At 58.3% G+C, this 22,439-nt stretch carries 13 protein-coding genes; 10 read left to right on the top strand and 3 right to left on the bottom strand.

Features of this window, described 5'->3' with window-relative positions; translation table 11 throughout:
- Positions 1-112: 112 nt before the first annotated feature.
- Positions 113-1,435 (top strand): ATP-dependent Clp protease ATP-binding subunit ClpX, encoded by a 1,323-nt coding sequence (gene clpX / locus HMPREF2884_RS04280; RefSeq protein WP_210398939.1) that lies wholly within the window; start codon positions 113-115, stop codon positions 1,433-1,435.
- A gap of 174 nt (positions 1,436-1,609) precedes the next feature.
- The gene (locus HMPREF2884_RS04275; protein ID WP_070615900.1) at positions 1,610-2,251 is read left to right on the top strand and encodes a DsbA family oxidoreductase; all 642 of its coding nucleotides are present in this window, start codon (positions 1,610-1,612) and stop codon (positions 2,249-2,251) included.
- Between the two features lie 140 nt (positions 2,252-2,391).
- Here HMPREF2884_RS04275 and HMPREF2884_RS04270 read toward each other — a convergent pair whose 3' ends face one another.
- The 3 genes from HMPREF2884_RS04270 to valS form a co-directional block, all read right to left on the bottom strand.
- Positions 2,392-3,984, bottom strand: coding sequence for an LssY C-terminal domain-containing protein (locus HMPREF2884_RS04270; RefSeq protein WP_070615898.1), 1,593 nt, complete (start codon positions 3,982-3,984; stop codon positions 2,392-2,394).
- Positions 3,985-4,287: 303 nt separating this feature from the next.
- Positions 4,288-4,689: a hypothetical protein gene (locus HMPREF2884_RS09125; protein ID WP_141752098.1), complete on the bottom strand. Its 402-nt coding sequence runs from the start codon at positions 4,687-4,689 to the stop codon at positions 4,288-4,290.
- A gap of 529 nt (positions 4,690-5,218) precedes the next feature.
- The gene (gene valS / locus HMPREF2884_RS04260) at positions 5,219-7,951 is read right to left on the bottom strand and encodes a valine--tRNA ligase (protein ID WP_070615895.1); all 2,733 of its coding nucleotides are present in this window, start codon (positions 7,949-7,951) and stop codon (positions 5,219-5,221) included.
- Between the two features lie 538 nt (positions 7,952-8,489).
- On the opposite strand from valS, the gene HMPREF2884_RS04250 reads away from it, so the two are divergent.
- The 8 genes from HMPREF2884_RS04250 to HMPREF2884_RS04215 all read left to right on the top strand — a co-directional run bounded on the left by HMPREF2884_RS04250 (position 8,490) and on the right by HMPREF2884_RS04215 (position 22,298).
- Positions 8,490-8,804: a hypothetical protein gene (locus HMPREF2884_RS04250; protein WP_044150362.1), complete on the top strand. Its 315-nt coding sequence runs from the start codon at positions 8,490-8,492 to the stop codon at positions 8,802-8,804.
- A gap of 140 nt (positions 8,805-8,944) precedes the next feature.
- Positions 8,945-9,745 (top strand): SDR family oxidoreductase, encoded by an 801-nt coding sequence (locus HMPREF2884_RS04245; RefSeq protein ID WP_070615890.1) that lies wholly within the window; start codon positions 8,945-8,947, stop codon positions 9,743-9,745.
- Positions 9,746-10,284: 539 nt separating this feature from the next.
- A complete protein-coding gene (locus HMPREF2884_RS09450; RefSeq protein ID WP_070615888.1) occupies positions 10,285-12,123 on the top strand; it encodes an LPXTG cell wall anchor domain-containing protein in 1,839 nt (612 codons plus the stop codon).
- Positions 12,124-12,366: 243 nt separating this feature from the next.
- Entirely contained in the window at positions 12,367-13,374 is a 1,008-nt protein-coding gene (locus HMPREF2884_RS04235) for an NADP-dependent oxidoreductase (RefSeq protein WP_070615886.1), read from the top strand.
- Between the two features lie 554 nt (positions 13,375-13,928).
- The gene (locus HMPREF2884_RS04230; protein ID WP_070615884.1) at positions 13,929-15,959 is read left to right on the top strand and encodes an adhesin; all 2,031 of its coding nucleotides are present in this window, start codon (positions 13,929-13,931) and stop codon (positions 15,957-15,959) included.
- A gap of 297 nt (positions 15,960-16,256) precedes the next feature.
- Positions 16,257-18,071, top strand: coding sequence for a propanediol dehydratase (locus HMPREF2884_RS04225; RefSeq protein WP_070615882.1), 1,815 nt, complete (start codon positions 16,257-16,259; stop codon positions 18,069-18,071).
- A 449-nt stretch (positions 18,072-18,520) separates the two neighbouring features.
- Positions 18,521-20,350 (top strand): hypothetical protein, encoded by a 1,830-nt coding sequence (locus HMPREF2884_RS04220; RefSeq protein WP_246827922.1) that lies wholly within the window; start codon positions 18,521-18,523, stop codon positions 20,348-20,350.
- Positions 20,351-20,687: 337 nt separating this feature from the next.
- The gene (locus tag HMPREF2884_RS04215) at positions 20,688-22,298 is read left to right on the top strand and encodes an enoyl-CoA hydratase (RefSeq protein ID WP_070615878.1); all 1,611 of its coding nucleotides are present in this window, start codon (positions 20,688-20,690) and stop codon (positions 22,296-22,298) included.
- Positions 22,299-22,439 lie beyond the last annotated feature (141 nt).

Below are 22,439 nucleotides of genomic sequence, written 5' to 3'. Positions count from 1 at the left end.
CACCGCAGATATCAGGTCACTGACCCTTCTGCACCGATTTCACCACGCCGATCGAAAGGGAATCTTCGTGGCCACAGACATCATTGTGCCTCCCGAACAGCCCAACGCCAGCATGCGATGCTCCTTCTGCAAGAAGACTCGCGCGCAGGTTTTCAAGATTGTGCTCGGCCCGAATGTTTCCATCTGCGACGAATGCGTGGAGCTGTGCGAAGAGATCCTCGCTGAAGAGCGTCTGAAGGTGAAAGCCCCCGCGGCGGCGCCTGCATCTCAGCTGGCTACTCCGCGCGAAATTTACAGCTACCTCAACGACTACGTCATCGGTCAGGACGCGGCGAAGCGCACCCTGGCGGTGGCGGTGTACAACCACTACAAGCGCATCCACGATATTGATAACCCGGTGCTGACCTCCCGCATTCTTTCGGCGACCGCGGGGGAGCAGGTGGAGCTGGGCAAGTCGAATATTCTGATGCTCGGCCCGACCGGCTGCGGTAAAACCTACCTGGCGGCAACCCTGGCGAAGAAGCTGGATGTGCCCTTCGCCCTGGTCGACGCAACCACTCTCACCGAGGCGGGCTACGTGGGTGATGACGTGGAGAACATTCTGCTGCGCCTCATCAACGTCGCTGACGGCGATATTGCTAAGGCTCAGCGCGGCATCATCTACATTGACGAGATTGACAAGATTGCCCGTAAGGGCGGCGAGAACCTCTCCATCACCCGTGACGTGTCCGGTGAGGGCGTGCAGCAGGCGCTGCTGAAGATTATTGAGGGCACCGTGGCGACCGTACCGCCGGAGGGCGGCCGCAAACACCCGGCACACGCGAATATTGAGATTGATACCTCGAACATTCTCTTCATCGTGGCTGGCGCCTTCGACAATATTGACGACCGCATCGCAGCCCGCGTGGGTGCCGGCGGTATCGGTTTCGGTGCTGAACTGGGCGGCTCCGTGAAGAACCCGCTGGACCAAATCATGCCCGAGGACCTGGCGCACTACGGCATTATCCCCGAGCTGATTGGCCGCCTGCCGGTCATCTCGACCCTGAGTGAGCTCAACGAAGAAGAGCTGGCTCGCGTGCTGACCGAACCGAAGAACGCGCTGCTCAAGCAGTACCGCCACCTCTTCGCCCTGGACGGCGTGGACCTGGTCCTCGACGACGCAGCGATCGCGGCTATTGCCCGTCTCGCCGCCGAACGCGGCACCGGTGCCCGCGGCCTGCGCGCCATGATGGAGCAGATTCTGCAGCCGATTATGTTCGACATCCCGGACCGCACCGATGTGGTGTCCATCGTTATCGGTGAGGACACCGTGCTCAACGGCGCGGAACCCCGCTACGTGTTGCAGGCACCCGACCCCGAAACCGAGACCACCCGCACCGTGAAGGGGGAGGCGAAGGCTGCCTCCCTGAAGGAAGCGGACCGTCAGGCGGCATAACCGAATACTTCCAGCCGACAGGCTAGGGAATAAAGAAGCCGTCGCCCCGGTTATACGGGGTGACGGCTCACTAGCAGGTACTGCTCTCGCTGGCATGTCCTGATGAGCGTGTACCGAAGAATAAGCGCCGGCTCATAGAAGCGGCTGGCGCAACCGTATGAGAGAGGAACACTCATGACTGAGAACGCACCCGCACAGATTGATTTCTGGTTCGACCCGATCTGCCCCTGGTGCTGGATTACCTCCCGCTGGATTGGCGAGGTGCAGAAGGTCCGTAATGTTGAGGTGACCTGGCGTCCCTTCTCCCTGTCCATGCACAACCAGGGCCGCGACCTGCCCGCCGACTACCAGGCAATGATGGACCGGTCCTGGGCGCCGACCCGCCTCATTACCGCTGTGCGTGAGCTGCACGGCAATGAGGTCATCAAGCCCCTCTATGACGCTCTGGGCGAGCAGATTCACCACAACAAGAACAAGGCTGATTCCTACCGCGACGCAATCGTCAAGGCGCTGGAGGAGGTCAACCTGCCGGCTGAGCTGGTGGATGTCGCCTTCACCGATCAGTACGATGAGCAGATGCGCGCCTCCCTGGACCTGGCGCTGGAGACCGTGGGCGGCACCGACGTGGGTGTTCCGCTGATCTCTATCAACGGCACCGCTTTCTTCGGCCCTGTCATCTCCCCGAGCCCCGCCGGTGAAGAGGCAGGTAAGCTCTTCGACGGCGCCCTGGCGTTGGCTTCCTACCCCGGCTTCTTTGAGCTCAAGCGTCCCCGTAACGTAGGCCCGATTTTCCACGGCGAAAAGGGCGAAGCCTAAGAACCCTGCAATGTGCTGAGATTCCTGCAATGCGCGCAGGCTTGGTAGAGTCTGCGGTCGTAGAGCAAAAAAGTACCGCCCGGTCATGTACTGATCGGGCGGTACTTTTTTATTCACTATGTTGCGCTGAAACGTGCAATCTACGCGCGGTGAGGGTTGCTTGCAGAGGTAGCCTTGCGTGCCTTCTGCGCATTGTGCGTCTTCTGTGCCTTCAGCGCTTTCTGTGCTTTCTGAGCCTTGCGCTGTGCCCTGTGCTCCAGAACCTTCGGGTGCGTTGCACGCTGCACGATCTTCGTATCGCGCATGTGGAAGGTGCGGGTTGCCGTGTACTGGACCGCCGCATCCGAGGTGAACGCCAGCATCGCAAACACCGCAACACCCAGCTGGAAGAAAATCGTGGACAGTGGCAGGGACTGGTGGCCCCACAGCACACCACCGGTAATCGCTGCGAAGTTCAGCGCCGTCAACAGCAGAGCCAGGCGACGAGCCTTCGACGAGCCGCGCAACGTACTCCACAGCAGGAACAGGTGCACCGCCGAATAAATTGCTACAAAACCCACCAGCACGGTGCCGGTAATGGTGAGCAGCACGTTGCTATCCACCTGATCGAAGAGGTCCAGCAGCTCAATATCGTTGCCGGAGCCTTCCTCCAACAGCTTGGCGCGAAGTGCCGGGCGGCTGAGCGCCAAAATGACGCTGTTGACAATGTCGGCGAGGGTCACAGCGATGAGCATACCCGAACCAACCAGCAGGCTCAGCGGCATGCGGTACGCCAGGTCGTGCGCACTGGAGAGGTGAATTTCTTCCTGCTCCTGCGGCTCCAGGCCCTCATTGTTCAGGACGATGACCGGGAGTGCGCCGTCCGTACGGATCGCGTCGCCGCCACCGTTACGGGCGTGGTAGCCGGAGGAAAAATCGTGCAGAATCTCAACGTGAGTTTCCGGGTGGGCGTACTGAATGGACTCCACAATGTAGTCGCGTTCAAAGTCGGTTTCAGCATCAATGCGGTGCGTGACCTGCAGGGTGAAGAAGCTGAAACCCACACCAGAGTCGTACGTGCCCGCCGCCAACCAATCCACCTGGTGACCGCCTGGCAGAAGCCAGCCGTCCGGGGTTTTCCAGAAGCGCACGTGGTGGCGCTTCTCGGGGTTGCCGTCCACTTCCTTCTGGTAGGCGAAAGCCTGCGTCTTACCAAAAATTTTCAGCGGGGAGACGGGCGCCTCCGCGTAGGAGCGGCGGGTGACGGTGGAGAGAATAATCTTCCAGGAAGAGACGAGGGTGACGTTGTCAGCGCGGGTCCAGCCTGCGTCCTGCATGACCTGGTGAATCTGCTCCTCGGTACCAATCAGACCGATATTGACCGGGTCGCCGAGCAGGCCGTCCGGGGTGCGGGTGCGCCCAATAAAGTAGTCGGGCACATAGATGCGGGTCATGATGGCGTGAAAACGCGGTAGCGTCAGGTACGCGGTGACCGCCCAGAAAATGAAGGCAATAGGGAAACCCCAGAAAGAATGGCCAACCGTATTCGCCAGAATCATGAAGGTCAGCACGAGGGCCGCGATGCCGGCGAAGATGAAGAAGAGAGTGTCCCAGAAATCGACCCACAAGCTGCGCGGGACGAGGTCTTGCGCCGTGCCGCGCGCGTCAATATCACCACGGTAAACCGGTGGGGAAGTAACTGGGGGAGCAACATCGCTACGTATAGGCCGCAGGACGCGTTTTTGGTGGGACATTCCCGCCCTTTCTGCAACATAGTTAGGGTCTTTGAATATCCATAACTATAGCAAGGGGGCAGGTTGTGTGAAGTACGCATTCCGGGCAGGGCTTAATCGCTTGGTTCGATCGCCCCGCCACGGAATTGCGACGGAATCGCGGGGTGCTTCAACGTACAGAGCGTGCGCTGAAAGTGCGTTGAATAAAGGGGGAAATGAACAATAGAAGAAACAGGGGGAGTGCTAGCCCTATTTGTACCTTCCCAAAGCAGGCATGTACTGTGCAGGCATGTACTGCGTGGGGAATTCCCACAGTGAGAATTCCTACTCGGGGAGGGGCTTAGTCTCAACCGCGGCGCGTGCCGCAGCAATAGTGCTTTCGTGATGCAGCATGTCGCGGCTTTCACGCATGAGGCGCACCCACTTGCGGGTCAGCTCCTCAAGCTGCTGAGCGGTCAACGAGCCGGAGGCGATGCTCGCCTCATCGGTGGCGGCGCTGGTGGAAATATGCTGATGCCAGAGCTCGTACACCTCGTTGGTGTAGCTGGCACGCAACGCCTGGGCGTGCTCACGTGCCTGGCTGATGTATTCGTTCAGGCTCGTGTGATAGTGCTGAAGCTGGTCGGGGGAAATGTTTGCTTGCGCTCCTGGCGGCGTGCTCGGGGTTGAGCTCTGCCTCGCCTGAGGCTCTTGCGGTAATCCGGAAGATGAAGAACGTGAATTCATAGTAATTATGGGTGCGCCTACTTTGGCGCGGGTCAGAGTCAGGACGCATCGCTGCGCCTGACGGGTGGTTTACTGTCGTGCGGTTGGTCGGGGTATGTCGTTACTCGTACCGGTAATTTGTCTGTTGCTGAAGTTGAATAGAGGGTTGTTCCTGATGGTAAAACCCTCGCATCAACAATCATACATAAAGTGACAGTCAATCTCATAAGGTTGATTATGCTCTTTGCACATTGATGAATATAAAAAGGGGTTGGAAATCCCACAGAATCCCCACAGATTAGCAGGCTAAACCCACATCGTTGGGGAAGGAAGCTAAGGAAAGCTCTTCGAATCAGACGCAGGTACTTGCGGGCCCCACAGAAATAAAACCCAAAGTCAGCACCGTATAGGTCCGCAGTCGGAATCTCACACCCGGCGAGCTGCAACAAACAGCAGGCACAGAAAACGGGGCGGTACTGAAAACCAGTACCGCCCCGTTACCAACACCAAAGCGGCGTCATAAAATCAAGCGATAAACGCTAAGACGTGATTACTCAGCTGCTTCTTCAACAACGAGCACAACGTCGCGAACCTCCAGCTCGCCCTCAGCCGCCACCAGGGACAGCTCACGAGCGTTACCGGCAGCCTTCAAATCAGCCATGCCAGCAGCAATGCGATCCAGCTGAGCCTGGGGAGCCGCAATAGTTGCGGACTCAACCTCGGTGCGCTGCTTAACCTTCGCGTCGCTCTTAGCCTTACGCAGACCACCCAGAGCCTCAGCAACATCCGGCAGAATCTGCTTCAGCGACTCAATCTGAGCCGGGTCAGCGTCCGCCAGGACCCACTGAGCCGAAATGCCGGCGGTCGGGTTCTGAGCGGAGTACTCAGCCAGCAGGGTGCCTTCCAGGATGGGCAGTGCCTGCGGCCACTCGGCGCGGTGCACGCTACCTGCACGCCACCAGGACCAAATCTCTTCGGTCACGAACGGCAGGAAGGGAGCGAACAGACGCAGCAGAGCATCCAGGGTGGTTGCCAGCGCAGCCAGAACAGAAGCCTGCTCCTCTTCGCCGCGAGCACCGTACGCACGGTCCTTAATCAGCTCGACGAAGTCGTCGGTGAAGGACCAGAAGAAGCTCTCGCAAATCTGCAGGGCACGAGCGTACTCGTACTTCTCGAACGCAGCGGTTGCCTCTTCAATCAGGTACGCCAGGCGAGCCAGCAGGGAGCGGTCCAGGGCGTTGATGAGCACGCGGCCCTGAGCCTGAGAAGTAATGACAGACTTCTCGGTAGCGCCCAGGTTCAGCACGAACTTGGATGCGTTCAGCAGCTTGATCGCCAGGCGGCGACCAATCTTCATCTGGCCTTCGTCGTAGGCGGTGTCAGCACCCAGGCGAGCGGAAGCAGCCCAGTAGCGCACAGCGTCCGAACCGTACTTCTCCAGAACCTCGTTGGGGACCACAACGTTGCCCTTAGACTTGGACATCTTCTTGCGGTCCGGGTCGAGAATCCAGCCGGAGAGCGCGGTGTTGTACCACGGCACGGAGGAAGCCAGGGTCTCCGCGCGAACAGCGGTGGAGAACAGCCAGGTACGGATAATGTCGTGACCCTGCGGGCGCAGATCCATGGGGAAGGTCTTCGCGTGCAGGTCCGGGTTCACACCCCAACCGGTCGCAATCTGCGGGGTCAGGGAGGAGGTAGCCCAGGTGTCCAGAACGTCCGGGTCGGCAATGAAGCCGCCCGCTACGCCGCGCTGATCCTCGGTGTAACCGGGAGCAGCCTGAGAGGCGGGGTCAACCGGCAGCATGTCCTCAGAAGGCAGAATCGGGTTCTCGTAGTCCGGCTCGCCCTCAGCGTCCAGCGGGTACCAGACGGGGAAGGGAACACCGAAGAAACGCTGGCGAGAAATCAGCCAGTCGCCGTTCAGACCCTCAACCCAGTTCTCGTAGCGGCTACGCATGAAGGAGGGGTACCAGTTCATCTCACGGCCGCGCTCGATGAGCTTCTCGCGGCGTGCAGCGTCACGGCCACCGTTGCGGATGTACCACTGGCGGGAAGCAACGATTTCGAGGGGCTTGTCGCCCTTCTCGTAGAACTTCACGGGGTGGGTAATCGGCTTGGGGTCGCCGTCCATTTCGCCAGCCTCAACCAGCATTTCCACGACGGTCTTCTGTGCGGTGAAGACGGTGGCGCCAGCCATGCGCTCGTAGCGCTCGCGACCCTCAGCGGAGGTGATCCATTCGGGGGTTTCGCGGGAGAATCGGCCGTCGCGACCGATGAGGGCGCGGGTGTCCAGCTGCAGTTCACGCCACCAGGTGACGTCGGTGGTGTCACCGAAGGTACAGATCATGGCGATACCGGCACCCTTGTCGGGCTGTGCCAGCGGGTGCGCCTTAATCTCGACCTCAACGCCGAACAGCGGGGAGGTGACGGTGGTGCCGAACAGCGGCTTGTAACGCTCGTCGTCCGGGTGCGCCACGAGAGCCACGCAGGAGGGCAGCAGCTCGGGGCGGGTGGTCTCAATCCAGACCTTCTCGCCGTTGGGGCGGTGGAAGCTGATACGGTGGTACGCGCCGGGGCGTTCCTTGTCTTCCAGCTCAGCCTGTGCCACTGCGGTGCGGAAGGTGACGTCCCACATGGTCGGTGCTTCAGCCATGTAGGCGTTGCCTGCTTCTAGGTCCTTCAGGAAGGCGAGCTGGGAGACCTTGCGGGAGTGCGCGTCGATGGTGCGGTAGGTGCGCGACCAGTCAACGGACAGACCCAGGGTGGTGAAGAGGTTTTCGAAGACCTTCTCGTCTTCAACCGCGAGCTCTTCACAGAGTTCAATGAAGTTGTTGCGGGAGATGCGCGGCCACTTTGCCTGGCTGCGGTCGGGCTTGGGGGTGCCGTCTGCCTTCCAGGTGATCAGGTCGCGGAAGGAGTCGTTGTCTGCCACGGAGGGGTCGCAGAGAACGCCGTAGTAGTTCTGAACGCGGCGTTCGGTGGGCAGGCCGTTGTCATCCCAGCCGAGGGGGTAGAACACGTTCTTGCCGGTCATGCGCTGGTAGCGTGCAATGACGTCGGTCTGGGTGTAGGAGAACATGTGACCCACGTGCAGGGAGCCGGATGCGGTCGGCGGCGGGGTGTCAATGGAGTAGACCTGTTCGCGAGTGGTGTTCTCGTCGAATGCGTAGGTCTTCTCGTCGGCCCAGCGCTGCGAGAGCTTCTCTTCGAGGCCTTCGAGGGCGGGGCGGTCGGGAACGTTAATCTGTACGGGCGAGTCTGAGCCCAAAATGTTTTCAGCCATAACGGCTATTTTCTCATATTCACGGCATTCTCTCAGCTCCAGGGGAATTCTGCGCTGTGCTTGCCTGTTCGTACTGCTTGATTGCGGCTTCTAGACGTGCCAGGAGGTGCCGGTACCGGCGCGCAAATTGTGTCCTGTGTACTGCGGCGCGTACCCCTCTGGAGGCGGTGATTTCCTGCCAGCTGGCGGGGTCGAGGTAGCTCTGCCCGAGCAGCAGATGCACCTCAGAACTATAGGGGGTTCCGGTGGCGGCACGGATAGTGCGCGCCCGCTGCTGGAGTGCTTGGCGCTGCTCTTTAAGAGAGGTGATGCGCTGGTGCGGTATTGCTGTCATGTGGAGGTTCCCAATATGAGGAGTAATCGGCGATTCAGTGACAAACTCGGTGGAAACGGTAATGGGGGAGAGACCCCCTAATATTGCTGCCCCTGATTACCTGCAGTGTATGCGCGAAAATCTGCAGTATCAATGCCCACGAATCCTTCTCAGCAGAGCGGGCGCGGCGTAGACTGAAGATACACGACCTTTGAGGAGTTGCCAATGAGTTCTCTGAGTATTTTTGGTTTGGGCACGTCTGAAACCGTTCTGCTGATACTGCACCTGGTGCTGGTTGCGTTGTGCGTCTGGCATTTGACGGTGCGTAGCGGTTACGGTGAGGCGCGTATGCGTTTCGTACTGCCTCTGATTGCGTTCATGCCCGGTGCCGCGATTCTTTATCTGATGTCGGCGCGTGAAGGCACGGTCCCTCCGGACACCATCAAGACCGGTAGTAGCTCGCCCGTGTATTTTGAGCACCGCCTCGGGTTCCGTGACGGCGGCAGGAGTCGTTGGGGTTTGCCTCGTCGCCGCAAGTAGTAGGTGTGACAGCGTCTGTACCGTTCGTCCTGAATGGTGGCATTGTCGGCATCTATCTCACTATCGAAAATTTCAAAATATATGCCCGCGAGTCTGCTCGAACAGAGCACCCGCGGGCATCACTCTACTAGGATTAAAGTATGACTGAGAACACCCACATTCCTGCATCTCCTTTTCTTCCCACGACCGGCGTCGGCAAAGTTGCCGTGGTGACCGGCGCGTCCAGCGGAATTGGTCGAGCTACCGTGCATCAGCTGGTTGCCACCGGGTGGACGGTGTACGCTCTGGCTCGCCGCACCGACCGTCTTTACACCCTGCAGCAGGAGACCGGGGCGCATCCGGTCACCTGCGACGTAACCAACGAGACCGCCGTTGCTTTTGCCGCCGAGCAGATCCTGGGTGAGCAGGGAACCGTTGACGCCCTGGTCAATATTGCCGGGGGAGCCATCGGCCTGGATCCCGTCTCGGAGGGTAAGCCTGAAGATTACCTGCAGATGTACCGCATGAACGTGCTGGGAATCCTGAATACGGTCCGTGCCTTCAGCGGGGCACTGCGCCAGAATGGTCACGGCACGATTCTGAATCTGACCTCCACCGCTGCCGAGCACGGCTACGAGGGCGGCGCCGGATACAACGCGGCGAAGTTCGGCGCTCGCGGCCTGACCGAGGCGCTCCGCCTGGAAGAAGCGGAACATAACGTTCGCGTGATTGAGATTTGCCCGGGCATGGTGCACACCGAGGAGTTCTCCCTAAATCGTCTGGGTTCTAAGGAAGCTGCAGAGCGCGTCTACGCGGGCGTTGAGAAGCCTTTGACTGCCGAGGATGTTGCGCAGACCGTGACCTTTGCGCTGAACGTTCCGCACCACGTGAACCTTGACCGCATCACGATTCGCCCGGTGGCACAGCCGAGCCAGTTTAAGGTGATTCGTAAGGAGAGCTGAGCTTGCGGTGTGCCGTGACGATTGAGCCTTAGTGAGGCCTTGACTTTGGTAGCCCCGCCCGCATCCCTATCTGGATGCGGGCGGGGTGTTTCTCTGTGTTCTCGGCGTGTAGAGAAGGCATACATGAAGGTGCCCGTGGGGTGTTGAGAAGCGGGGGAGAGGCATGAAGGAGAACTTGAGGGAACTATAAAGTGGTACGTGAGACTTCAAGGTTCATTAGGGTGAAAATGGTGAGTCGAAATCACCTATGGAACACCCTATATTTTCTTCAAATGCAATCAAAAGATAGGGTTATATGCCTTCGTGTGTCAGTAGATGGGCGTAAAATTCCCGGATTGGTCTGCATTAAGCCTCAACTTAAGGGGTGGTTTTATAACGATTTCGTTACAGTTGGGCAAAGATGGCGGTAAGCATGCTAAACGTCCAGGGGCAAATGCTAGCCTTTTAGCAGTCACACCCATGTAGTGGGCCTACTGCACCTTCAAAGACGGGGGCGAACCACGGTAGGCTCAACACCGATAATCAGAGATCGAGGAAAAATGTCGAAGACTACCCGTCGCGTTTACAAGATCGCAGCAGCGGCAGCCTTTACTGCCGGTTCCGTGGCAGCAATCCCGGCAACTTTTGCGGCAGAAGCACCCGCTGACCAGCAGCAGGTTGTCGACCAGAAGGCAACTGCTCAGACTTCTTCCCTGCCTGGCGGCAACGCAACTGAGGCTCCTAAGGCAGAGACCCCCAAGGCTGAGGCAACTCAGGCTCCTAAGGCGGAAGCTCCTAAGACTGAGGCTACCGAGGCTCCCAAGGCAGAGGCTCCTACCCCCACTGCTCCGGCAACCGAAGCTCCCAAGGCTGAGGCTCCGAAGACCGAAGCACCCAAGGCTGAGACCCCTGCCCCCACCGCTCCTGCAACCGAGGCACCTAAGGCTGAAGTACCCAAGACCGAAGCTCCTAAGGCTGAGGCTACCGAGGCTCCCAAGGCAGAGACCCCTGCCCCCACTGCTCCGGCAACCCCTGAGCCCACCACTCCGGCAACCCCTGAGCCGACCACCCCCTCCACCCCGGCTCCCGAGGCAAAGCAGGCTGATCCCTCCGTCATTATTGAGAATGCTCACTTCCCCGGTGACGCGCAGTTCAACACCGTGAACGTTGTTGGCACCGGCTTCTACGGTGAGAAGGTTGGCCCCGGCGTTCAGGTCAGCATCTACGCACTGGATGCAAACAAGCAGGTCACCGGCGATGCTATCGCTACCGTCTCTGTGTCTGCAGATCAGATTCAGGACGGCTCCTTCAAGACCGCCTTCACTGTTGAGGCAAGCAAGCTGCCCGCAGGCGCATCCTACGCTCTGGTTGCTGTCAGCAACCCGCAGGGTCAGCCCGATCAGAAGCTCGTGGCTCTCTCCTCCTTCAAGGTCACCGATTCCGCTTCTCCCGAAGCTCCGAAGACCGACGAGACCCCCGCCCCTGAAGCTCCCAAGCCTGAGACCCCCAAGGCTGACGAGACTCCCGCTCCCGTAACCCCGGCACCCGAGACCCCGAAGGCTGACGAGACCCCGGCACCCGAGGCTCCCAAGACTGAGACTCCCAAGGAAGAAACTCCTGCTCCGGAAGCCCCCAAGGCTGAGACCCCCAAGGCTGACGAGACCCCCGCTCCTGAGGCGCCCGCGGCACCCGAGAACGCAACCCTCACCACCGAGGATGCTTCCCTGAACCCGAACGACCAGTACAACGTTCTGACCTTCAACGGCTCCGGTTTCACCCACGAGTCCGTCGCTAACGGTGTGCAGATCGCTATCTTCCGCCTGGATGCAAACGGCAACATCACCGGTGATGCTCTGGCAACCCACGATGTGCCCGCTTCTGAAATCGTGAACGGCACCTTCCGCGTCAAGGTCAGCGTTCTTGCTGAACTGCTGCAGCCCGGTTACGCCTACGCAATGGTGGCAACCAGCGACCCCAACGGCCCGGTACACCAGGTGGCAGTCACCACCGCTACCGTGAGCGATGCGAACAACCCCGCACCGACCCTGCCGGCAGCTACCGAGGGTGACAACACCACTGTTCGCGATAACGGCGACGGCACCACCAGCGTCTTCACCGCTGAAATGCGCGAAGATGGTTCGGTTGTCGTAACCGAGACCCGCATGCCTTCTTCTCAGGCACCCAAGGCTAAGGTTGGCAACGCATCTGCTGCTACCTCGTCGAAGGGTCACGGCCTGAGTACCTCCGGTTACCAGGGTTCGTCTTCGACCTCTTCTTCCTCTTCGAAGCAGCAGCTGGCTCACACTGGTGCTGAGGGCGTTGCAGGTATCGCTGGCGTTGGTGCCGCAGCTCTGATTGCTGGTGCTGCACTGATGCTCCTGCGCCGCCGCAGCCTCTAAGGTTTATCCTTTCACATAGAGTCTTATGAAACGCTCTCGTGGTTTCCTTGGGATTAAAATATTCCTAGGAGACCGCGAGGGCGTTTCTGTGTGTTCAGAACAGTGGGAACAACGTGCAAAGCGGTATTTTGCGGAACGTAACAATCGCGATAGTTGGACAAGCCGGTGCAGATTTGTTTGTTGCGGGTTTCCTGAGCCTGTGAGTTTTGGAGTCCCGAATCGGGAAGAAAGGAACGAGAAACGATGAGCGTGCAGGCGGTGCAGTATGACTGCTTTGGGCCCGTGGAGAATCTGAAGCTCGCGAACGTACCGGGGGAGAACCCCGAAGAGGGGCAGGTAAAGATTGCGGTGCGTGCGGTCGGCCTGAATCCTGTGGACTATAAGATCTTTGAGGGCTCTCCGCAGCTCAGGATGCTCTCGCGCGTCATGAAAATCAGGAACCCCCGCCGCTGGTTTGAATCAAAGAAATCGCAGTTCCCTCGTGGAGTAGGGCGTGATTTCTCCGGCACGGTGCTCGAGGTGGGGCCCGGCGTATCGGGTTACCATGTGGGTGACGATGTCTTCGGAACCATCGTTAGCGCCCCCGGTCTGGGTACTAAGCGGGGATCTCTGGCTACGGAAATTTGCGTGAATACCGGTGATATTGCGCTTAAGCCCGCCTCCATTGATTTTGATCATGCCGCTGCAATGGGTGTCGCGGCCTTGACCGTGGGAGGCGCCTTCCGCCATATTGGCGTGGGTGCGGGCGATACTGTGGTCATTTCTGCAGCCTCGGGCGGAATTGGGTCCACCGCCGTGCAGTATGCGGTGGCTCGTGGCGCACGGGTCGTCGGAATCGCGGGGGCTGCGAATGCCGAATTTGTTAGGTCACTGGGTGCTGTTCCGGTTGCCTACGGCGAGGGCGTTAGGGAGCGTGTGCTCAATGCTACTGAGGGCCGCGTGACGAAGTTCCTGGACTGCTATGGTGGCGACTACGTCAGCTTGGCATTCTCGCTGGGTCTGAAGGGTAAAGACATTGGAACTCTCGTTCCCTCGCCCAAGGTCATGATCAGGGGAGCGCAGTTTACGGGCCCCCGCCACTCGGAACACGGGGATTTTGAAGCCCTAGCCGAGCTGGTTACCGAGGGAAAGGTGTCAATTCGGCTGGATCGCGTGTACGGGTTCACGATTGAGGGCGTCCGTGCAGCATACCGCGATTTGAAGGCTGGCCATACGCGTGGCAAGAGAGTCGTTCGTATTACCGATTCATAGGGAGTTTATTACTGAGGGTGCTGGGGTGGGGTGGTGTAGCGGAATGATTTTGTCGACTTATTTTGTGCGTGGTTATTGGTACGTACGCTTTTAATCAATGTGCGGGAAAAGGCGCTGTGACCTGCATTTTTTCACTTAAAAGAAATAAATTAAATGCATGAATGTGCAGAATATTTTTATCTCAAATCCATTAAAACTGCATATGCATGCAATAAAACCTTGAACCTCAAGGGAGAGTTGAAAAATTTCGCCTAGTCCATGCAATTTGAGTGCTCTTGATACTGTTCCGGAGAGTAAAAAATATTCCATGTGGGTTATTGCACAAGAAAATAGTCAGGACGTAAAGCGTATTTACAGCAATAACCTAAAAAGTATTGTTAGTGTGGAATTACCGATAAATAGAGCGATTCCCTTCGCGGCAACTTCCACCATTACATGAATGTTATGACTAGTCCGTGCGTTATAGCGTTCATTCCCGAAGAGGTACCCAACCATCTTCAATCCGTGGCACCCTCCGGAGGGTATCGTTCACACTCACAGAAAAGGTGTGTTCCATGCCCGAACCCGCTCACTCAAAAACCCGAGCAACAGCCGCTATTGCTGCATCCGTCCTGTCCGTTACCGGTGTTGGTACTGCGCACGCAGATGTGCAGGTGCAAAATACCGGCGGAATTGCTTCATCGACTGCGGTAGAACCCGACAATCCCCCCTCCGCAACAAACGCAACCCCCATCGAAAACGTTGCCACCCAAACCTCCCCGCAGGTGTACGTCGAGCAGGGCGTCGTCATTAACCCGGCACGTTCCCAGAGCATCACCGTCACCGGTGAAGGCTTTACCGGCGGTGCCGTTGAACGTTACGGTGTGGCAGTGTACGTGAGCGAATACCGCCAGTACCCCCTCTACGCACTGGGCCGCGGCTCTGCAGTGACGATGACCCTCGTGCCCGAACTCGATGTGGACGGTGGCCGTTTCAGCACCCAGTTGACCCTGCCTGCAGGTACCCTCGACCCCAACCAGCAGTACGTCGTCGCAACTGCCGTGGTTGACCCTGCCAAGGGCTACGCGACGGAGGATCCCTCCTACAACTCCTCTGCACCGCTGGAGCTGCTGCCCGCAAATACTCAGGATGAGCCGCTGAATGCTCAGATTCTCTCGGGCCAGATGGAAATTCCACAGGAGAAGAACCTGGTGGTTTACAAGGTCACCGGCCTGGGTGAAGCGCAGGCATTTGAAGTGATGACCTACGTCTACGCCTTGGATAGCCAGGGTAACCGCATGCTGCTGGCTGTTTCTCCCGCGCGCGCCGACGTTGTGAACGGTACCCTCCTGGATGGCATTGAGGTGCCCGGATCCATGCTGGAAGAAGTTCAGAACGTCCACGAGAATCTGCGTTACGTGCTGAGCGTTGAGGTGGCTCCCTCTGCAGCTAATGGTTACACCGCCCAGGAAGTTGAGGTTCCCTTCATGAATGGTTGGAATGTACAGAATGGCTCCGCTCCGGTTGCCACCGCTGAGCGTGCAATGGCGGAGCAGGCACAGTTCAAGAAGAAGCAGTCTGCAGAGGAAGCGCAGCCCGAGCAGGCTACCCAGCCGACTCAGGGTGTTCAGTCCGAGCAGGTGGCCTCCTCGAATACTGCCGAGCAGTTCGACCACGTGCTGCCCGAGGATGATCCGCGCCGCCACTACGACCTGCCGCGTAACACCCTCTTTGACCGCGTCCATGACACCACCAAAGAAGACACTACCGAAGAACAGACCAACGACACCGCTAACCCCGTGATGACCGCCCGCCTGCACGTAGAAGAAACCGTAGTTCCTGAAAACGACTCAGCTAAGACCCTGACCCTGCGTGGCGAGGGCTTCACCGGTGTCAGCTCGGTACACCTGATGGTTAGTGCTGTCGACGAATACGGTGTGGCAATCGGCGGCGTGATTGCTTCGGCTGATGTCTCTGAGATTGATGCCTCCGGTGCTTTCACTGCCCAGGTGCAGATTCCTGGCTCGGCACTCAAGCCCGGCACTACCTACCGTGTGAGTGCTGTGGCGGAGGATGAGCAGGGTACTGTGCGCATGGTCAATGGCGGCTTTACTGTCGAACGCGATGGCGTGGATAGCCAGCCCGCAGCCCCCCTGCCCACTACCCCTGAGCAGGATGCGCCCACTGTCGAGGCTCCCGCAGCCGACACTCCCGCGGTCGAGACTCCCGCGGTCGATGCTTCGGTGCCTACTGAGCCTGCGGCTGATCAGGCTTCTGCTACCGAGCAGAAAGCGGGGGAGAGCGGCGCTGAGCAGAAGAATGACGCTCCGGCTAGTGATCAGGGTGCTCCCGCGCAGAATGTCCCTGCACAGAACGCCTCTGCACAGAAGGTTGAAGCGCAGAAGGGCAACGCGCAGAAGGCCGAAGCACAGGCATCTGGCTCCCAGAAGGTTGCCTCCGGTGCCCAGCAGAAGCGCGAGCAGTTGGCGGCTACCGGCGCCTCCAATATGTTGGTCATTAGTGCCGCTGGATCGCTGTCACTGCTTGCCGGTATGCGTTTGAGCCGCCGTCGCCGTAGTGAGATGCAGCTCAGTTCTCGCCGCTAAAACGGGGTAATTATTGCCCCACTAGGCAAAATACGCATATAGATGTAGGGATGTCCGAAATGCAAGATTCGGGCGTCCCTACATCTTTAACTTTTTCTAAGGTTATACCTATAATTTAGAGTGCTGTCATAGACGGTACTATCACTCTTTACCACCTCGTTCACCCGAGGTGAGGAGTCGCTGTGAAGCGCCTCCGGTCACCGATATCAGAGAACCGTTATTCTGCGCCTACTTCCGACCTTTGGGCGCAGGAGTCACACGACGATTCATCACACTCACTCACGAAAATAGGTGACCATGTTTTCCACGCAGCGAACTGCTCGCGGCGCGGCGCTAGTAGCGTCTGCCGCCCTCGGTTTGGGTGGCTCCGTCGCGCCTGCAACTCTGGCCCCCGCCACCTTTGCCTCTGCCGCTCACGCGCAGACTCAGCAGACCCCGAAGCCTGAACTTCCCATCGCCGTTGCCGCCGATGTGGTTAGCCACGACATTACCTTGGACCTGGTTGCTCAGAGCAATGACTACACCCTGCTGTCGTTGACCGGTGTAACCTCTTTGGAGAATCTGAGGGTTCGCCTGTCCGCCATCTCCGTTGAAGATGGCGTTGTGGCGACCATGACCGTACCCGCAGCCCAGATGACTGCCTCAAAGAATGAAGAAGGCAATATTGAGCTGAGCATCCACCAGCGCCTCAACGTTGAGCAGCCGTACATGGTGGAAATTGAGAATCTGAGCAACGGCGAGACTGTCTCCGTTGAGTTTATGCCCGAGTACGGTGTAACAGTCGACGAGATTATGGCTAGCAGCCAGAACATTTTCTTCCCGGACACCCCCGGTGTTCCCCGTGCTAACCGCGTGGAGGCGAATCCTGCCCCCGAGGTGTCCCTGAGCCCCAGCGCATCCCCGAGTGCCGCGAAGGATAGCCCGCGCCCGACGGTCGCCCCGGTACCTTCTGAAGCGCCGTCTGCATCGCAGAAAGTTTCGGCTCGTCCTTCTGCGAGTGCATCTGCTAGCGCCTCGGTGAGTGCGTCTGCCAGTGCTTCTGCTTCGGTGAGTTCTTCTACCAATGATGCGGCACCCGCTGAGGTGACCGAGGATCGTCTGTTGGTGCACTCCCGCTCCGATCGGGCTCCTGCGGAGACCCGTGAGGCGACCCTGGAAATTTCTACCGCAGAGCTGCGCGGATCGGATGAGCTGCAGCCGATTAGCGTGCGCGCTAGGAACGTTGCGGAGAGCGGCCTGGGCTATGACGTGATGGTCTTTGAAATGCCTGCTGACGGCGGTGCCGTGGGTTCACCGCTGGCGACCACGCATGTGAGCCCTCAGCAGGTGACTGATGCTTCTTTCTCTGCTGATTTGAAGGTTCCCGGTACCTCTTTGAATGCGGGTAAGCGCTACCGTGTGGTTGTGGTGGGTGGTAACTCCACTGAGGAGCTGCAGCTCATGGCGACCAGTGCTTTTGGTGTGAGTGTGATTCAGCGTGCGGTTCCTGTTGATCCGGCTCCGAAGCCTACGAATACTGTTGTTCACCCGCAGATTCCGATGATTTCTGATGCGAATCAGCGTGTGAGCCCATCGGCCCCTTCGGGTCGCGTGAGCACTGTGGATTCTTCAGATGCCTCTGCGGATGCTCAAGATTTGGTGACTGATTCTGTTGCTAAGATCCCGTCGGTGGATAGCGCTCTGGGCTATATTGTGCAGACGCAGCAGTCGGCGCGTGCGATTACCGCGCAGGCTCGTAGTTCTGTGGCTGAGACTGCGGTGGTTCCTTCGACGATGGTGATGTCTGGTTATGCGGTGATGTTGCCGGGGCGTACCGTGGTGAACCTGTTGGGTTACCAGTCTGCTGAGGGGGAGACGGTGACTGTTGCTTCGCCTCAGGAGAATGTGGGTGCTGCAGGTTCGGGTAGTTTCTATACGCGTAGCTCGAAGTCGCGCGGTGATTCTGCCGGTTCGAAGCTGGAGGCGAGCGCTCAGGATAATGGCCCGCTGCCGGAGGGTACCTTGCCGCTGAGTATTGCTCTGCTGGGTTCGGTTGCCTTTGTGGGTACTGCTGTTGCGGTTAATGTGTATCGTCGCCGCCTTGAGGGTGCTGAGGAGCTGGGTGCTGAGTAGGTCAGCTATTTGTTGCTTAGCGCTGTGAGGCGTGGCTCTCTGTAGGGGAGTTGTTGAGTGGGAGGCGCTCTGTCGGGTGCGTGCCGTATGGGTGCGTGTTCGGTGGGGCGCCTTCTGCGTGCCCGGATGTTTGACTCTATTGCGCGGTGGTCTGGTGCGCCTTGGGGCGGTGTAAAAATCTCTTTTTGGTGCACTTTAGAGAATATATTTTGACATTCGAATTTTGCGTTATTTATATCTCAGTAAAGTAATTAATTCCCTTTTATTTCGGTAATTATTGCGACATAAAGTTTTAGCACATGAATGCAATGCAACATTAAGTGCAATATCCGTGTTAGGCTAGGGTGTAACCGACGTACTGGTGCGCAAATACTTGGATAGAAACACCGGGCTTGTGGTGAGCCTTCCCTAGTCCAGGCTTTGCGCCTACATCGATCGAAATGGCGCACATGACTATCACTCGACTTCCGAAACGCATTCATGCTCTTTCGCTTGCAGCCGCTTTAGGTGCAAGCGCTTTTGTGCTTCCTGGCGCCTCCGCAGTAGAGGCTGAAGCAATTAACGTGAATGATTGCCTGGCGGCTCTGGTTAATAGCGAATTTGAATCGAGTTGCCCCTATGAAGACCTCGAAATTGAGGTCGACACTATTGAGATTCAGATTCAGTCCATCAAGGACGGTCAGGCAACCATTAAGCTCGCCCCCCTCTATGAGGGCGGCTACGTGGGCGATGCCTCTAGGGTGTACCTGGTAATGCAGTACTACGACGCCACTGGCACGTTGCTTGGGTCTGACACTTACGAGCCCTCCGCAATGCAGGTTGAGCGTGCGGACGACGGCTCGATGCTCGTCACCTTTGAGATGCCGCAGATGCCCCAGGAGGGCTACTACTCCATGAGCGTCATGGACCTGACGACCTCCGACGCGGGCTATGGCGAATTCATGATTTCTGAGGGTTCCCTCGTTCCGCACGCTATCCCGATTGAGGATGACTCTGACGAGGTGATGGTGGACAAGAAGGAAAACGCCCACCAGGTGCCGACCATTGACGAGCTAAAGACGATGGAAAAGCTTCGTGAAGAGGAGCAGAAGAACCAGCAGGCTGCAGATCAGAAGGGTAGCAAGGATAAGGTTAAGACTGAGGTGCCTTCCGAGTCTGCTGAAAACCCGAACCTCGAAACCCACACGCAGAAGCTGGAGCAGGTCCCCGGCGGATTGACCTCTTCTCGCGATACTCAGACCCTGAGTGTTGCGGAACTGAAGGTCGCCTATGCTGAGGTTCGCTCTGATAAGGAAACCAAGCCGGTGACTATCAGCGCAGCGCGTCTGCCCGCGAATGCGGCTGGCTACGACCTGATCGTGGTTGAAACCGATATGAGTGGCAACCATAAGGGTGATGCGCTGTCCATTACACACATCAGCTCTGATCGCATTATGAATGGCGCGTTCAAGGAAGAGGTCGGCATGCCCGGCTCTCTTCTGAAGACCGGCTCGGTGTACACCGCCTACCTGGTGCATGCGGACGATACTGAGTACGCGGAAGAAGTTGTCTCGGTGCGATTCAAGGTCAGTGGTGAGGCGACCGGCAACTCATCCTCCTTGACGAAGGATGAGCTGCCCCGCCAGGATGCAAGCGCATCGCTCACGTCCAGCACCAATGCGGCCGAGGCGACCGGTACCACTCAGGGTAGCCCCTCGGCTGCTACTAGCGCCGTCTCGACTCGTTCTGATGACACCCAGTCGGGCTCGGGTCAGTCTGCCGCGAGCGCACCCCGCTCCACTCTGGATGCGGTGAGCGCCATGTCCAAGGCAAAGGAAGCAAAGGCTGAGCGTCAGCGTCAGGCTCTGCAGGCTTTGGCTCAGGCACGTACGATGGCTCCGCGTTCGGCTTTTGAGCCGACTCGCACCAATCAGATTTCGGCGTACAGTTCGGGTTCTGATCCGGCATCTATCGCTGCTACCGCGAAGCTGGATGCTTTGACGGATGAAGAAAAGGCAGCGTCGGCAGCTTCTGGTAATGGCAATAAGAGTTTCCCTTCCGTGGTTCATTCGGAGTCTAATAATCGTTCAGCTACGGTGAACTCGAATACCACTCAGGTGCACTCCACCGCGAATGCTGAGCGTCAGGATGGCGTGAAGGCTGCAGCTTCGGCGGAGTCTCCCGCTAGTGAAGAGGTCGCGCAGCACGGTGTAGCTTTCTGGGCTCTTGGAGGCACCGGTTTGGCGCTGGTGGTTGGTGCCGCGTGGCTGGCTCACCGCAGGGGAGTCCTCGGCGGCTAACGCCCCTAATCCGTGCTTTTTGACGGCATCGCATAGTATGTTCGTTGTTTCATGAGGGACACTCACCCCCGCTATCTGTTGGTGCAGATTCCAGGGGGCGAGTCGTGCATTCAGGGTGTTCAAAAAAACTCTACCCTCGCGTGAATGAACCTTAAGGTTCGTGATAGGGTTGAAATAACCGATAAATAGATGCGAGCTGTTGTCAGGTCTTCTTCACCTGAAATATGAAGCGGAGTGTGGTACGACGAATCCGGGTGCATGGCGCACTCGGGGGTCCGCGCGGCACATGAGGAACGGGCAGTAGCACGCACATTTCCACCATGAAAAGACGCATTGCATGAGTATTTATTCAGCGAAGCACCGTATTGTCACCGCAACCATTTTGGTTGCGGGGCTTCAGTGCGGGCTTGTTGTACCCTCTGTCGCAACGGAAGCGCCCGTCACGACGCACTCTGCCGTGCAAAAAACTACGACCCTGGACGCGACCCCGAATCAAACTGAACAGAACCCGGAGGTTCAGGGTGCCGCCTCCACAATCACCATGAAGGCGCAGCTCAAGGATGATGGTTACCTGCTACGCTGGACAGGCTTCCCCGAAGATTTGGAGGCCTCCAGCGTTCTAGTTGACGTGAACTTTTACACCCCTTCCGGTGAGTACGGTGGCTCCGTCCTGGAGAACCCGGCCCTCTCTGAAGGAACCAAGGAAGGGGAGCTGAACCTCCTGATGAGCCCGGCAACGGACTCGAACGTCGTGTACGTGATCGTTCTGGAGGATACGGTCCACGGCGCCTCCTACGAATTTTTTGTGACCGAGCAGGGGAACCGCCTGGTCCAGGCTGCTGACCCGCGCAACGGTAAGGTAAAGCCCACCCAGCCGCCGGTCGATATTGAGCGTGAAGAGGGAGGAGCCCCCGAAGAGACTGCCACCCCCAGCCCCGGGGCAGTGAGCCTGCCTTCGCCTACCGCTACTGACACGGTCCGCCGTACCGTAGACAACCCGCAGAACAAGGATTCTGGCCAGTACGTTATCTCCGAAGACAATAGCGTGTATGACCCGATGAATCAGCGCAAGGGCAAGGCGTACCTGTCCATTCAGGACTCGCAGGGTGACTCTCGGGATGATACGAAGCCTGTTACGGTCCGTGCCACGAACTTCCCCCAGAATGACAAGGGTTACGACCTGATCGTCATGGAAATCGACTCCAACGGCAACACTGTGGGTGACGCGCTCGCCATTGTGCACGTTAGTCCGGAATCGATTTCTGCGGGCGCTTTCGAAGCGGTGATTGGTGTGCCCGGTGCGTCCCTACAGATTGGTAAGACGTACCTGGTGGCGGCTTTTGATGCTGCCGGTGACGGTAACCTTCAGCTCAATACGGTGCGTTTTACGGTGACTCAGGCATCCTCTGAGAATGGCGGGTCGTCGTCCGGTCCTTCGTCTAAGAGTGAGGGGAAGCCGGTTGCGGCTTCTTCCGCCTCTCCTTCGACTGCCTCTGAGACTGCGAACGCATCCGGCGCGAAGGCACCCGCTGCGGGTTCTAAGTCTAGGACCCGCGGTATTCAGGCTGATACCGCTATGGCTCCGGGTACTAATGACGCCACGATTTCTATTCCGCGCGCTGCCGGTAGCTCTGCCACCGCGTCTTCCTCGGCGCTGGGGTACCGCACCGGGGAGGCGCAGCCTGTTCAGGTGGCAACTCCCGATTCTAATTTACCCTTGGGTACTGATTCGGCGGCTCAGTCTCGCCGTGCCGCGATTCTGAACGGTTCTTCCTCTCAGGTTCGTACTGATTCTGAATCGCCGAATGGTGTGAAGGCAACGGAGGCGCAGATTACCCGCACCATGGATAAGAGTTCGCCGTTTCTGCCGATTTTGGTGACCCTGGGTGGCGGTCTGATTCTGGGTGCTTTGAGTGTGTCACGTATGCACGCTTCGAAGAAGGATTAGTTGAGTAGGGGTTGGGGGTGGTGGCGGCCCCTGGTGCCTGTTGAGGGGGTATTGCCCTGTCGGTGTGTTGTGAGATGTTTTGTCATAAAACGGCTCATTTGGTGCATATCTTGAGAAATATACACACTGTCGATATAGTAA

The sequence above is a fragment of the Rothia sp. HMSC073B08 genome, assembly GCF_001812975.1.
Taxonomy (GTDB): Bacteria; Actinomycetota; Actinomycetes; order Actinomycetales; family Micrococcaceae; genus Rothia; species Rothia mucilaginosa.
Note: the sequence above shows the minus strand (reverse complement) of the source record. Positions and strands in the feature narration are given on the sequence as shown.

Bases quoted from the DNA above. Each gene is read 5' to 3' on its own strand.
- HMPREF2884_RS04270 (WP_070615898.1), bottom strand. From the start codon at position 3,984: ATGTCCCACCAAAAACGCGTCCTGCGGCCTATACGTAGCGATGTTGCT.
- HMPREF2884_RS04230 (WP_070615884.1), top strand. From the start codon at position 13,929: ATGCCCGAACCCGCTCACTCAAAAACCCGAGCAACAGCCGCTATTGCT.
- HMPREF2884_RS04235 (WP_070615886.1), top strand. From the start codon at position 12,367: ATGAGCGTGCAGGCGGTGCAGTATGACTGCTTTGGGCCCGTGGAGAAT.
- HMPREF2884_RS09450 (WP_070615888.1), top strand. From the start codon at position 10,285: ATGTCGAAGACTACCCGTCGCGTTTACAAGATCGCAGCAGCGGCAGCC.
- HMPREF2884_RS04225 (WP_070615882.1), top strand. From the start codon at position 16,257: ATGTTTTCCACGCAGCGAACTGCTCGCGGCGCGGCGCTAGTAGCGTCT.
- HMPREF2884_RS04220 (WP_246827922.1), top strand. From the start codon at position 18,521: ATGACTATCACTCGACTTCCGAAACGCATTCATGCTCTTTCGCTTGCA.
- HMPREF2884_RS04245 (WP_070615890.1), top strand. From the start codon at position 8,945: ATGACTGAGAACACCCACATTCCTGCATCTCCTTTTCTTCCCACGACC.
- HMPREF2884_RS09125 (WP_141752098.1), bottom strand. From the start codon at position 4,689: ATGAATTCACGTTCTTCATCTTCCGGATTACCGCAAGAGCCTCAGGCG.
- HMPREF2884_RS04215 (WP_070615878.1), top strand. From the start codon at position 20,688: ATGAGTATTTATTCAGCGAAGCACCGTATTGTCACCGCAACCATTTTG.
- HMPREF2884_RS04275 (WP_070615900.1), top strand. From the start codon at position 1,610: ATGACTGAGAACGCACCCGCACAGATTGATTTCTGGTTCGACCCGATC.
- HMPREF2884_RS04250 (WP_044150362.1), top strand. From the start codon at position 8,490: ATGAGTTCTCTGAGTATTTTTGGTTTGGGCACGTCTGAAACCGTTCTG.
- valS (WP_070615895.1), bottom strand. From the start codon at position 7,951: ATGGCTGAAAACATTTTGGGCTCAGACTCGCCCGTACAGATTAACGTT.
- clpX (WP_210398939.1), top strand. From the start codon at position 113: ATGCGATGCTCCTTCTGCAAGAAGACTCGCGCGCAGGTTTTCAAGATT.